9 protein-coding genes are annotated in these 12,578 nt (G+C 67.7%); 2 read left to right on the top strand and 7 right to left on the bottom strand.

Features of this window, described 5'->3' with window-relative positions; translation table 11 throughout:
- Positions 1–2: 2 nt before the first annotated feature.
- Positions 3–890 (bottom strand): acyl-CoA thioesterase, encoded by an 888-nt coding sequence (locus AC5RWX_RS07050; protein ID WP_493957736.1) that lies wholly within the window; start codon positions 888–890, stop codon positions 3–5.
- 154 nt (positions 891–1,044) lie between these two features.
- Between AC5RWX_RS07050 and AC5RWX_RS07045 the strand changes: the two genes are divergently transcribed.
- On the top strand, positions 1,045–1,569 hold the full coding sequence (locus AC5RWX_RS07045) for an acyl-CoA thioesterase (protein WP_494097113.1): 525 nt from the start codon (positions 1,045–1,047) through the stop codon (positions 1,567–1,569).
- Entirely contained in the window at positions 1,566–2,243 is a 678-nt protein-coding gene (locus tag AC5RWX_RS07040) for a DUF8185 domain-containing protein (protein ID WP_494097112.1), read from the top strand. The genes AC5RWX_RS07045 and AC5RWX_RS07040 overlap by 4 nt, the downstream gene beginning before the upstream one ends.
- Positions 2,244–2,252: 9 nt before the next feature.
- On the opposite strand, the gene AC5RWX_RS07035 is transcribed toward AC5RWX_RS07040, so the two are convergent.
- From AC5RWX_RS07035 to AC5RWX_RS07010, 6 genes are all read right to left on the bottom strand, one after another.
- A complete protein-coding gene (locus AC5RWX_RS07035; RefSeq protein ID WP_494097111.1) occupies positions 2,253–2,780 on the bottom strand; it encodes a globin in 528 nt (175 codons plus the stop codon).
- 40 nt (positions 2,781–2,820) lie between these two features.
- On the bottom strand, positions 2,821–3,294 hold the full coding sequence (locus AC5RWX_RS07030) for an OsmC family protein (RefSeq protein ID WP_494097110.1): 474 nt from the start codon (positions 3,292–3,294) through the stop codon (positions 2,821–2,823).
- A 47-nt stretch (positions 3,295–3,341) separates the two neighbouring features.
- A complete protein-coding gene (locus tag AC5RWX_RS07025; protein ID WP_494097109.1) occupies positions 3,342–5,390 on the bottom strand; it encodes a DUF6541 family protein in 2,049 nt (682 codons plus the stop codon).
- 243 nt (positions 5,391–5,633) lie between these two features.
- Positions 5,634–7,703 (bottom strand): DUF6541 family protein, encoded by a 2,070-nt coding sequence (locus tag AC5RWX_RS07020; protein ID WP_494097108.1) that lies wholly within the window; start codon positions 7,701–7,703, stop codon positions 5,634–5,636.
- 449 nt (positions 7,704–8,152) lie between these two features.
- Positions 8,153–10,705 carry an aminopeptidase N gene (gene pepN, locus AC5RWX_RS07015; protein WP_494097107.1) on the bottom strand — a complete coding sequence of 851 codons (2,553 nt, stop codon included), beginning with the start codon at positions 10,703–10,705 and terminating at the stop codon, positions 8,153–8,155.
- Positions 10,706–10,905: 200 nt separating this feature from the next.
- Entirely contained in the window at positions 10,906–12,540 is a 1,635-nt protein-coding gene (locus tag AC5RWX_RS07010) for a glycosyltransferase (protein ID WP_494097106.1), read from the bottom strand.
- Positions 12,541–12,578 lie beyond the last annotated feature (38 nt).

Here is a 12,578-nt window from a genome sequence, read left to right as displayed (position 1 = left end):
GGCTACTCCGGGATCCTGATCATGCCTTCTTGGGCGACGGTGGCGACCAGTTCGCCGTCGCGGTTGAAGATTTTGCCGACGGCCAGACCGCGGGCGCCGGAGGCGCTGGGGGAGGACTGGACGTAGAGCAGCCAGTCGTCCACCCGCACCGGGCGGTGCCACCACATGGCGTGGTCCAAGCTGGCGACGCTCATGCCGGGCGTCACCCAGCTGACGCCGTGCTGGCGGAGGATGGGTTCCAGCAGCGTGTAGTCGCTGCCGAAGGCCAGCGCGGCGCGGTGCAGGCCCTGGTCGTCGGGCAGCGGTCCCTTGGTCTTCATCCAGACGGCATTGACCGCCTGGCGCTCACCCTTGGCCTGGATGTAGAGGGCGTCCTGGACGTGGCGGACGTCGAACGGCCGGTGGTAGGCCATGTGCTGGGCCACCGGGTGGTCCACCTTGCCCAGCAGGTCGGCGGTGCTCGGCAGGGTTTCGGGGTCCGGGATGCCGTCGGGGAAGGCCTCCTGATGCTCCAGTCCTTCGGCGGGCGTCTGGAACGAGGCGATCATCGACAGGATCGGCACGCCGTTTTGGTAGGCATGGGTGCGGCGGGCGGAGAAGGACCGGCCGTCACGCAGCCGTTCGACGCCGAAGGTGATCGGCAGGTCGGCGTCCCCGGCGCGGAGGAAGTACCCGTGCATGGAGTGGATGGGCCGGTCCGGTTCCACCGTCCTCTGCGCCGCGATGACCGACTGGGCCAGCACCTGGCCGCCGAAGACCCGCCCACGCGGCTGCTTGTCGGAGACGCCGACGAAGATTTCCTCGTCCGTGTTGGCGCCGTCGGCGTCGGAAAGGTCCAACAGCTCCAGCAACACCGCCGTCGGATCGGCGTGTTCCTCTATGGCGGTCATCTGCTCTCCTTGCCGGTTACCCGCGGGTACGAACATCTCCGACACTAGTTCGCACCCGTCAACCACTCAACTCCGGCGCGGCCGCAGCGGGCAGGAACAGGCCCGACCGGCGGGCGGGTTAGTTGCGGCTGGCGGCCTTTGAGAAGATGGCAGCATGCCTACTGTTCCGCCGCATGCCCCGCGTTTTCCGATCCAGCTACGGTTCAGCGACATTGATTCCTATGGCCACGTGAACAATGTGACGTATCTGGGGTACCTGGAAACGGCCCGGGTGCTGCTGCACCAGATGCGGCCGGAACTTCCGGCAACAGCCGGCAGGGGGCCGACCGCGACCCTGCGTGAGCTGCGCGGCACCGACAATCAGACGCTGGTGGGACGGCAGGAAATCGAGTACCGCGTGCCGCTGGAGTTCCGGACCGAACCGGTGCATGTTGGCGTATGGGTGACCCGGATCGGCAACTCCAGCTTCGACCTGGGCTACGCCGTCGTTGATGAGGACCAGACCGGTACCGTGCATGCGCTGGGCGCATCGACCATGGTGCTGGCAGCTGCCGCGACGGGACGGCCGGTGCCGCTGCCCGACGGGTACCGTGCCGCCCTGCAGCAATGGGCCGGGCCGCCGGTCCCGTTCCGCGACAGCTCCCAGGCCGCCGGCGCCGGACAGGAGGCCACCCAGTGACCCCCACCGTGCCGCCCGTTCTGCAGCTGGCCGATGTCCAGGTTGCGGCGGATCTGAAGACCTATGTCAGCCGGGCCCGCGCCGCGGGTGAAAGCGCAATCCACCTGCAGGCGTTTGGCAGCGTGCTGGCTGCCTATGTGTGTCTGATGCGGCCGCGGATTCTGGGCGAGTCGACGCCAACGATCCTGGGCCTGCGGGTGATGCCGCTGGCCGCACCGGCCGGCGTGGAGGAGACCGTCCCGTTGGGTGCGGTCGGGGACCGGCTGGCGAGGATGGGAAATCAAGAAACCGGCCTGACCGTTCCGCCGACCACGGTGAACGAGTCGTGGACCGGGGTGCTGCCGCCGCGCTCCGGCTGGGAACACGCCGGCGTGCTGGAGTCCGCCGTATTGGAGGAGGCCGCCCGGGAAGGGATCCGGGAGGTCTCCGAGGCGCTGCCGGAGAACCCGGGGCAGCTGATGGTGAACAATGCCCGCGGCGCCGTCTGGAGCAGGCCGCTGCCAAGCACCGGCGGACTGCCGGCCGACGTCGTCATTCCCTCCGGAGCGGCGTTTGCCGCGCTGACGCTGGGCTTTCTGGATGGGAACCCGGCGGCCGTGTACCGGAACGGCCGGTGGCTGCGGGTGAGCACCGGCCGCGGGCACGTGCTGGTGCGCAGCGGCGCCTCGCTTTAGGGAGCGCTGCTAGGCGCTGTTGACCATGGAGTGGGCGGCGCGTTCGAAGTAGTCCCAGAGCGTCTGCTCGTGGAGCGGCGGCAGCTCCAAGGCATCGACTGCCTTGCGCATGTGCGACAGCCAGCGGTCGCGGGCGTCGAAGTCCACCTTGAAGGGCTGGTGCCGCATCCGCAGCCGCGGGTGGCCGCGCTGTTCGCTGTAGGTGCCCGGGCCGCCCCAGTACTGCTCGAGGAACATCCGCATCCGGACCTTGGCCGGCCCGAGGTCCTCTTCGGGGTACATCTCGCGCAGCACGTCGTCCTCGGCGATGCCGTCGTAGAACACGTCCACCAGTTTCACGAACGTCTCGTGGCCGCCGACCGCGTTGTAGAAGTTGTCCGTGTACTCGGGCTGCTTGAACGCGTTCGCGGCTGCCGGCGCCGGCGCGAGGGTGGCCAGCGGCTGGCCGAAACGGGACGGAATGGCCGAACCCTCCGCTGATTGTGCCGGGGCGGCGGGGGCGGCGGGCTGTGCGGGGTGCTGGGGTGTTTCGGTCATCGATGGTCTCTATTCGCTGATGCTGTCAGCAACCATTGTCTCAGCCGGGGACAACCACCGGTTCGTGGAGCACCGGGAAGTTCACACTGCGCGCAATAAAACAGACCTTGTTGGCGTCCACATGGAGCCGCTGCGCGAGGTCGGACTGCCCTTCATCCGCGATGGAAACGCGCGGCCGGAGCGTCACGGAGGTGAATTCGCCGCTGCCGTCCCGATTCAGGCGCAAGGTGCCCTCGGCGTCGTCGTCATAGGCGGTCACCACGATGCCGTTCTTCACCGCGATGTGCAGATAGGAGAGCATGTGGCACTGGGACAGCGCGGTCAGCAGCAGCTGTTCCGGGTTCCAGCGGTCTTTGTCGCCGTGGAAGGTCGGATCGGCGGTTCCGGCGAGGTCCGGCAGCCCCGCAGCGCGGACTACGTGGTCTCGCCCATAGCCGCGGTAGCTGGCGGTCCCGTCGCCCCGGTTGCCGGTCCAGTGGAGCGAGACAGAGTAGCGGTGCTGGGAGAGGTCCATGGGGCCATTAAACAACGTCAGCAAACCGCGTGAGAAAGTGCCTTTGCTCACTCAGCGTGAGAAGGAGCAGCGCAGGCCGTGATCTCGTAGATTGCTGCGCTGCCTTCGGAGGCAACCAATGAGAAGCCAGACGAGAAATCAACGTCCTGGAAGCCGGGCCATTGGCGGCGATCGTTCAATTGGTGTGCCCGGATGGGTTGATCATCGTAGACGTGCGTCGCGCCCAGCCTGCCCAGCGCCTCGCAGACCTTCGGGTCTTGGTTGATGTCCCGGAAGTGGTACCGGAGATAGTGCTTGTCCGCGCTCCCGGAACTATTCACCATTTGGAAGAAGACAACTTGGTGTCCGGTCAGCGAATAGATGTACGGCAAACCGTTGAAAGGGTCCCCGATAACAATCGCGTCTTCGGGCAGCAGAGGGCCGAAGGATTTGATGAATTCCTGCTCGGTGCCAACCAAGCCCCGGCCCGACGCGTCGGGCGTGGTGAGGTAGGGGGTGCCGGCAGCCGCCACGCGGACCTCGTAGCGGAACGAGGACGAAGCAATATAGGTGATCGCCAGTACAACCAGCGCAATGGCCGCCGTCATCTGCTGAAGCAAGCGGGGGCGCCGCCTCAGCGGTCGAAAGCTGCGGAGGAATCCATGAAAGAGCGCCTCCAGGGCGAAGGCGGCGAAGACACATCCGAAAATCAACACCAGCGGCGCCAGCCTCGGCGGATCCTTGTACCAGAACCCGCTCAGCCAGCGGAAGGGACCTTCTGGGCCTGCCGCCAACACGAACAGAAGCCAGGACATGGCCATCCCGCCCACGGCAGGCCTTGCTCTTCGTACGAAAAGGGCCAAGGCAGTACCAATAGTCATCAGGATGCCGACCACGATCCCATAACTAGCGGCGGTGGCGTCCTCATGATCGGGTGCGCGCGGCAGATCGAAGAGAACCCACGCCAGCGCGTCTTCCCACCCCGCTATGGCGCGGCGAGGATAGCTTATTACCCCCGCAAGAATGTCCGAATTGACGAGCATGACGGCGGCCAGCACGCTCGCTGCGACCAGGCTGGACGTCACGAGCACGCCTTGCCTCTGGTTTCTGACCCAGATTCCGCGGCACCAGAGCACGCTGAACCGGACCATATAGAGCCCGCCCAGGGCCAACAAGGCAAACAACGCGGAAGGATGTATCCACACTGCGCCGGCGGTGACGAGCATGAGCGCGACAAGCCTGGCTACCGTTCCCCGACGATCGGCTATAGTGCGGTGCGGCATGTGGCGCCCCGGAAGCACCGCATCGGGAGTCCACCTGACCCTGCTGCGGAATTGCATTTCGATTCCCAACGCGAGGACCGCTGGCAGCAGAGCGGTGGCGAACGAGTTCGGCCATTGACCGCTGCGGCCCATCTGGACGAAGGGAAAGGCCAGGAGCGAGGCTGCAACGATCGGCGTCACTATCCACATCACCGGCCTGTCGGGGAAGATCGCCCGGGAGAGGAGGCACATCGACGTCGGCCACACAAGGCCACCGATAACGAGGACGGATAGATTGCCGGCCACCACCACACTGCCGGGTACCAGCGAGACCATGGCATGCCAGCCGGACGGATAGAACGACGGCGGCGCACCTCCAAAGATCGGCCAAATACTCCAGGGGCTTGCCTGGCCGTTGTCCTTGATCCATTGCAGGACGTTGACGTGGTAGGTGGGGTCCCAGGCCTGAGCGACACGGTCCAGTTCGTGCATGGAGCCGAGAAGCACGGCACCGATGATCGTGGCCGCGGCAAGCAAAGAGCCCGCGACCAGCAGTCTGAGAATTCTTGAAACAGGGGGATTCGGAGGATCACTCGGCGCGGCGATCAGGCGACCGAGGAGAACGCAGACGGCGATGCACAGCGAGGCCACCATTCCGGCGGATATCCAAGTCCACCGCAATCCTGAGACAAGACAGAACATGGTTCCGGCTGCGGCGAAGGCCGCGCCCGCCGCCGGCGCCAAGACGGCCGCCGGGAGCGAAGGGAGCCGCAGACCCCGGAGCCCCAAATATCCCGGTACGTAGAAAACAATGAGGAGGGCCAAGAGCTGGCCGCCAACGTGAAGGGCGCTCATACCCTGTCGGGGTTCTTCCCTCCGGCTTCGGTGAGGCTTCGGGCCGGGTCAGGGAGAGCGGGATACATGAGTTCCTTACTAACAGGGTCGGTTCGCACTGCGGCGCTATCGACCGGTTCCAGCCGCCCCTTTTCCGCAGGCGTCCGGGCCAAAAGCCAGTATAGGCAGCTCCAGAGTTTGGAACGGGCATCCTGTGAGGCCGCGCATACAGGTGAAAGACAACCCTCGCCGCCGCAGTCGAGGTCAGTTGCAGGCGGTGATTTCGTAAAGCGCTGCGCTGCCGTGCGATGCGATGAGTCGGAAGCCGTGGGAGAAGTCGACGTGTTGGAAGCCGGGCCACTGGTGCTTGGCGCTGTGCTGGTAGCCGCGGATCGGCTCGTCGTCGTAGAGGTAGGTGGCACCCGTGCTCTGCAGCGCCGGGCAGACGCGGGGATCGGATGTGATGTTGCGGAAATGCCAGCGCAGGTAGTCCTTGTCCTTGTTCCCCGCGCTGCTGACGTTCTGGAAGTAGACGGTTTGGTGGCCGGTGAGGGAGTAGATATATGGCAGGCCGTTGAACGGGTCACCGATGACGATGGCGTCGTCGGGCAGCAGCGGCCCCAGCGAGCGGATGAAGTCCTGTTCGTCGCCCATCAGCGCCCGGCCGTCCCGGTGCTCGGTGATGCCGTAGCGGATGGAGGCCACGTCAACGCGCACGTCATGCCGGAAGGCGCCGCTGGTCACGAAGACCGCGGCCAGGATGGCGAAGGCCAGTCCCGCGGCCGCCAACATGTGGCCATGAGCGCGGCGGTCGGCGCGGTCGCGCAGCGGACGGATCAGCCGCACCAGCAGCGTGCACGACTGGTCCAGGGCCAGCGCGGCGAAGACCACGCCGAAGATGTGGACCAGCGGCGCGATCCGCGGCGGATCGGTGTACCAGACGCCGGTCAGCCAGCGGAACGGCCGGTCTTCCGGTCCCGCGGCGAGGATGAACAGCACGACGGCGGCCGCCATCCCGGCCACCGCGGGCCTGGTCCTCCGGTTGAAGCAGGCCAACAGCGCGCCGCAGACCATCAGGACGCCGACGGCGACGGCGTAACTCTGCGGAACTGCGTCGGCGCTGGCCGGCTGGCGCGGCAGGTCGAAGAGCAGCCACACGAGCGCGTCCGCCCAACCCGCCGTGGGCTGGCGCGGATAGGACATCACACCCGCCAGCAGTTGCGACTGGGCCAGAATGACGACGACGGCGGCCACGGCCGCGGCGAGCACCACGACGGCGGCAACGAACCGCCCGCTGTGGCTGTGCCACAGGCGAACCAGCCCGAGGAAAACGACGCGGGCCAGATAGACGCTGCCGAGCACCAGCAGGCTGGCAAGGGCCGAGGGGTGGATCCAGGCGGCACCAAAGGTGACCACCGCGAGCGCGGCGAGGTCCGCCGTCGTCCTTCTCCGGTCGGCATGCGGCAGGGAGCGTTGCCGGGCGCCGGGGCCGGTGCCTGCGTTGACAGTGCGCTCAGCGGCACGATGCCCCGCGGAGGGAGCCGGCAGCCGGCACTGCAACTCGATGCCGAGCGCGAGGATGCCCGGCAGCAGCGCCACCGCGAATGAGTTGGGCCACTGGCCGGCGCGGAACATCTGCACGAAGGGGAACGCCAGCATGGACGAGGCGAGCAGCGGTGTCAGGATCCAGACCAGCGGCCGTGCCGGGAACAAGGCGCGGGCGAGCAGCGAGAGCGAGGCCGGCCAGATCAGGCAGCCGATGACCAGGCAGGACAAATTGCCCGCCGTCACCACGTCGCCCGGCACCAGGGACACCATGGCGTGCCAGCCGGCGGGATAGAACGACGGCGCTGCGCCCCCGAAGATCGGCCAGATGCTCCACGGGCTGGCCTGGCCGTTGTGCTTGATCCACTGCAGGACGTTGACGTGGTAGGTCGGATCCCACGCCTGCGACACCCGGTGGATGGAGCCCATGGCCTGGAACATGACCCAGCCCAGGATCACGGCCGTGATGGCCAGCGACGCCGCCATCATCCACTTCACCGGGCGCGGCACGGCTGCGAGGCGGGCTTCGGGCGGGGCGATGGCCCGCCCAGCCAACCAGCACAGCCCAATGCCCAGCGCGGCCAGCACCGCGGCGGACAGCAGAGTGCAGCGCACGCCGGAGAACAGGCAGACCATGGTGCCGACCGCGGCCAGCGCGGTGCCGGCGGCCGGGGCGAGCACCAGGGCGCGGATCGCCGGTTGCCGCAGCCCCCGCAGCGCCAGGAACCCGGGCAGGTAGAAAACGGCCAGCATCACCGCCAGCTGCCCGGCAACCGTCAGCGGGCCCATGCCAGCTTCGGCCTCCGGCAGTCACCGGCCGGGGGCTGCCGATGGTCCCGTTGCGCACGGACGATCCGGCGTTGGCGGGACTGGCGGCTGGACATCTGGCTCCTTCCCATCCGCACTGTTGAGGCATTTTAGATCCGCGGGCAGCAGGTGCAGTACCTCTGCGCTGAGCGCTCGGCCCGTTCACCAAGCCGACGGGACGGAAAGGCGACTGCCCGCCGGAACGGTTGTTCCGGCGGGCAGTGTGTTGATGCGGCGCAGGTCTCCGCGCGGGACGGGTCTCCACGCGGCCGGGTCTCTACTCGGCGCTGGCGCGCCTTCATCGACCACCGGTGGGGCCTGGGGTCGACCACTGAGATGGGCCGGGCGCGGGAGCGCTAAGCGGCGCATCGCGGAGCGAGGAACGAGCGACGTGTCTAAGCCGCGTGCGGTCCCGCGCCCGGTGCGTGGGATTACCGGTCGGCGGCTTGGGCTTTGAGGGCGCGGACTACGGCGTCGCGGTTTTCCAGCACCAGGCGGCGCAGCGCGGGGGAGCGTTCCGCCAGCGAATCCAGCCATGCGTCGGTGGCGTCCACGGTGGCCTGGGTGGTCAGCTGCGACGGGTAAAGCCCCACCACGATCTGCTGCGAGAGCTCGTGCGTGCGCGTGTTCCAAATGTCTTCGATGGCGTCGAAGTACTTGGCCGCGTACGGCTCCAGCAGAGCGGTGTCGTGCACTCGGGTGAAGCCGGCGATGACCGACTGCTGGGTGGCGTTGGGCAGGTCGCCCTTGACGACGACGGCGTCCCACGCCGCTGCCTTCGCCTCCGCGGTGGGGATGGCGGCCTGGGCCAAGGCGGCGGCACGCTGGCCGGTGGCAGTGTGGTCGCGCTCCAGTTCGGCGTCGATCTCGGCCTGGCCGAAGCGGCCGCCGGCCACCAGCGAGGTGAGCAGTTCCCAACGCAGGTCCGCGTCCACGGTCAGCCCGTCCAGCTTGCGTCCGCCGTCCAGCAGCGCGGCGACGGTGTCCAGCTGTTCCTCGGTCTGCGCGTGCACGGCGAAGGCCTTGGCGAACTGCAGCTGCGAGTCGGATCCGGCGGCAGCTTCGCCGGCCAGGGCCCAGAGCCGGTCCGCGGCGGCGATGGTTAGCCGCTTGCGGTCGTCCGGGTTCACGTAGAAGGCCAGCGTGGTGGCCAGTTGGCGCAGCAGCACCAGCACCACCGAGGAGTCGGTCTCGTAGGCGATGTTGTTCAGCACCAGCGCCACGTACTCGCGGGCCGGCGTCTCGCCGTCGCGGGTGGCATCCCAAGCCGAGGCCAGCACCAGGGTACGCGGCAGCGACGCGGTGAAGTCCTTCAGGTGGGCCTTGGAGGTGGCCAGCGAGGCCTCGTCCAGGCGGATCTTGGCGTAGGCCAGGTCGTCGTCGTTGAGCAGCACCAGGGCGGGACGCGCCAGCCCGGCCAGCTGCGGCACCTCGGTGCGCTCGCCGTCCACGTCCAGTTCCTCGCGGTGCGTGCGCACCAGCTTGCCGTTGCCGTCCAGGTCGTAGAAGCCCACGGCGAGGCGGTGCGGCCGGATGGTCGGGTGGCCCTCCGGGGCAGACTGGAGGATGGCAAACGAGGTGATGGCACCGCCGTCGTCGGTGGAAATCTCGGCGCGGAGGGTATTCACGCCGGCGGTTTCCAGCCACTTGGCCGACCAGTCCTTCAGGTCGCGGCCGCTGGAAATCTCCAACTCACCCAGCAGGTCGGCCAGCTCGGTGTTGGCCCAGGCATGCTTACCGAAGTACTCGCGCACCCCGGCCATGAACTCCTCCTGGCCCACCCAGGCCACCAGCTGGCGCAGTACCGAGGCACCCTTGGCATAAGTGATGCCGTCGAAGTTGACCTGCACGTCCTCCAGGTCCTTGATCTCCGCGGTGATCGGGTGCGTGGAGGGCAGCTGGTCCTGCCGGTAGGCCCAGGACTTCTCCATGGACGCGAACGTGGTCCAGGCGTTCGTGTACTCGGTGGCCTCGGCGGCAGCCAGCGTGGACATGAACTCGGCGAAGGACTCGTTCAGCCACAAGTCGTTCCACCAGCGCATGGTGACCAGGTCGCCGAACCACATGTGCGCCAGTTCGTGCAGCACCGTGATTGCGCGGCGCTCCACCATGGCGTTGGTGGGCCGGGAGCGGAACACGTAGTTCTCCAGGAAGGTGACCGCGCCGGCGTTCTCCATGGCGCCGGCGTTGAATTCCGGCACGAACAGCTGGTCGTACTTGGCGAACGGGTACGGGGTGCCGAACTGCTTCTCGTAGAACTCGAAGCCCTGCCGGGTGAGCGTGAAGATGTTCTCCGCGTCCAGGTACTGCATGAGCGACTTGCGCGCGAACACGCCCAGCGGGATGGTGCGGCCGTCGGAGCTGGTCAGCTCGCTGCGCACAGACTGGTACGGGCCGGCGATCAGCGCGGTGATGTAGGAGGAGATCCGCGGGGTGGGCTCGAACGCCCAGGTGGCGGCAGCAGCGCCGTCGTCCGCGGAACCCACGTGCTGCGGCGCCGGGGTGGGGGAGTTGGAGATAACGTCCCAGTGCGACGGCGCGGTAACGGTGAAGCGGAAGGCCGCCTTCAAATCCGGCTGCTCGAACACGGCGAACATGCGGCGCGAGTCGGGGACCTCGAACTGGCTGTACAGGTAGACCTCGTTGTCCACCGGGTCCACGAAGCGGTGCAGGCCCTCGCCGGTGTTCATGTAGAGCGCGTCGGCGTCGATCTCCAGCACGTTGTGCTCGGCCAGGTCCGGCAACTGGATGCGCACGCCGTCGGAAACCTCGGCCGGATCCAGCGCGGTGCCGTTGAGCGTGACCGAGCGGACGGTGTCCGTGACGGCGTCGATGAAGGTGGAGCCGCCAGCGGTGGCGCTGAAGGTGACCACGGTGCGCGAGCCGAAAACCTTGGCGCCGCGGGTGAGGTCCAGCGTGACGTCGTACGACTCAACGTTGAGCAGTTCGGCGCGGGCCCGCGCTTCGTCACGGGTGAGATTCAAACCTGGCAAGATCGCCTCCAGTAATACATTGGTGTCCCCGTGGGGGACCGGTCGGACGTGCCCGGATCTGAAAGAACCCTTGCACAATGTGGTCATTGTCTCACCGCGATGGGCGGCGGCGCAGCAGTTGTGGAAAAAAGGCGAATAGTTTCGGTTCTGTGTCCCTTCGGACGGGTTTGGGTCCCTGCGGACGATGCGCGTCAGCCGGTCAGTGCCTTGGTCCAGCCGGTCACGTAGCTGGCTTCGTCGAACCGCTTCAGGGTTTCACGGCTGGCCTGCGCCATGCGCGCGCGCAACTCCGGATCCCGCATCAGCGCGAGGAGGCCGTCGGCCAGGGCCTGCCGGTCGCCGAACGGCACCAGGAAGCCATTGGCGCGGTGGCGGATCACGTCCCGCGGACCGTAATTGGCGTCGTAGGCCGCGACCGGGACGCCGAAAGACATGCTCTCCAGCAGGATCAGCGGGAAACCCTCGGAGGCCGAGGTGAGCAGCGTGGCACAGGCGGTGGCGTAGATGTCCGCCACATTGTTGGTGAAGGGCGGGAAGTCGACGGCGGCGCCGAGGCCCAGTTCGTCGATGAGCGCCCGGATGGTTCCTTCTTCCTCGTCGCCGTAGCCGAAGCCGAAGAGCTCCAGCCGGGCCTGAGGGTTGCTGTCCCGGACCAGGGCGAAGACCCGGATGGCCTCGTCCACCCGCTTCTTGGGGTGCAGCCGGGCGACCATGACCAGCCGGTCCGGATCGGTGGCCGGGGCGGCCGCGGTGGGGTGGTCCGGATCGGTGGCCGGGGCGGTCGCGGTGGGGTGGTCCGGATCGGTGGCCGGGGGCGGGCGCTCGGGGGGCGCCGGCTGTTCCGGCGGCGCCAGTTGCCCGATCGTGTGCAGCCGGTCGGCGTGGCCGAACTCGGCGGCGATGTCCTCACGCTGGGCATCGGTGTGCAGGACGAGTCCGTCCCACTGGTCCAGGTGCTCCAGCAGCCTGCGCCAGTTGCGGCTGACGCCCGAACCCACTACGTAGGGCGGTTCCAAGTGGTTGCTGTGCACGGCGGCGATGCGCCGCAGGTTGGGGTGCCGGATGCTGCCGACGGCGTCGTCCAAGGTCTTCCCTGGGAGGTTGTTCAGGTTCTCGCGGAATTCGGACGTAAGCACCGGAGCCTCTTCGGCCGCCAGCAGTTGCTCGAAGGCGTACCGGTAAAGGTCGGCCGGATCCGCGAAGGTGAGGGCATCGCCGTCGTCGTGCGGCAGGCCGTCGAACAGGTAGCTGCGTCCCCATTTGGGCGAGCCGGGATGCTGCGTGATCGTCAGGAAGCAGTGGCCGTCGCGGCCGATCAGGCGCTGCGCCGTGGGGGTCTTGGACGCTTCCAGAAAATGCTGCACCAGCACCAGCCGGCCCTGGTCGTCCATGTCCTCCCGGCGCAGCCGCGCGCGGTTCGGCGCCAGTTGTTCGACGGCGGCCAAGGTGCCGTCGGGCTGGAACCGCACGTAATACTCCTGGATCCCGTCGCGGAAGTATCCGAAGGCGAAGCCGGAGGTGCCCACCGGAACAATGTCGTAGTCGTCCTCCGGCGGCGGCTGGACCGGCTGGCGGGTGTCCGCCTCCGGGCTGGGATCCAGCCCATACAGGACGGTGCGGACCTTGACGTCCGGATGCAGATGGCCGTCCGCCTTCAGCTCGGCGACCTCGCGGGCCAGCCGGAACTGCAGGCCCAGCACCTCGATCCAGATCTCTTCCGCCGCGCGGTTCTTGGCCAGCGTGTTGGCCCGGGTGCGCACCGCCTTGACCAGGCCCCCGCGCTTGAGGGCCAGGGTGTTGACGGGGAAATGGATAGTGCGCGGCACGCTCGCATCCTGTCGGAACGGATGCCGCTATTCTGACG

The organism is Arthrobacter sp. SPT-J7, assembly GCF_059089965.1.
This window is presented reverse-complemented; position numbering and strand designations above follow the sequence as displayed.

Excerpts from the sequence above, each read along its gene's own strand:
- AC5RWX_RS07025 (WP_494097109.1), bottom strand. The coding sequence starts at position 5,390 with ATGAGCGCCCTTCACGTTGGCGGCCAGCTCTTGGCCCTCCTCATTGTT.
- AC5RWX_RS07020 (WP_494097108.1), bottom strand. The coding sequence starts at position 7,703 with ATGGGCCCGCTGACGGTTGCCGGGCAGCTGGCGGTGATGCTGGCCGTT.
- AC5RWX_RS07030 (WP_494097110.1), bottom strand. The coding sequence starts at position 3,294 with ATGGACCTCTCCCAGCACCGCTACTCTGTCTCGCTCCACTGGACCGGC.
- AC5RWX_RS07045 (WP_494097113.1), top strand. The coding sequence starts at position 1,045 with ATGCCTACTGTTCCGCCGCATGCCCCGCGTTTTCCGATCCAGCTACGG.
- AC5RWX_RS07035 (WP_494097111.1), bottom strand. The coding sequence starts at position 2,780 with ATGACCGAAACACCCCAGCACCCCGCACAGCCCGCCGCCCCCGCCGCC.
- AC5RWX_RS07050 (WP_493957736.1), bottom strand. The coding sequence starts at position 890 with ATGACCGCCATAGAGGAACACGCCGATCCGACGGCGGTGTTGCTGGAG.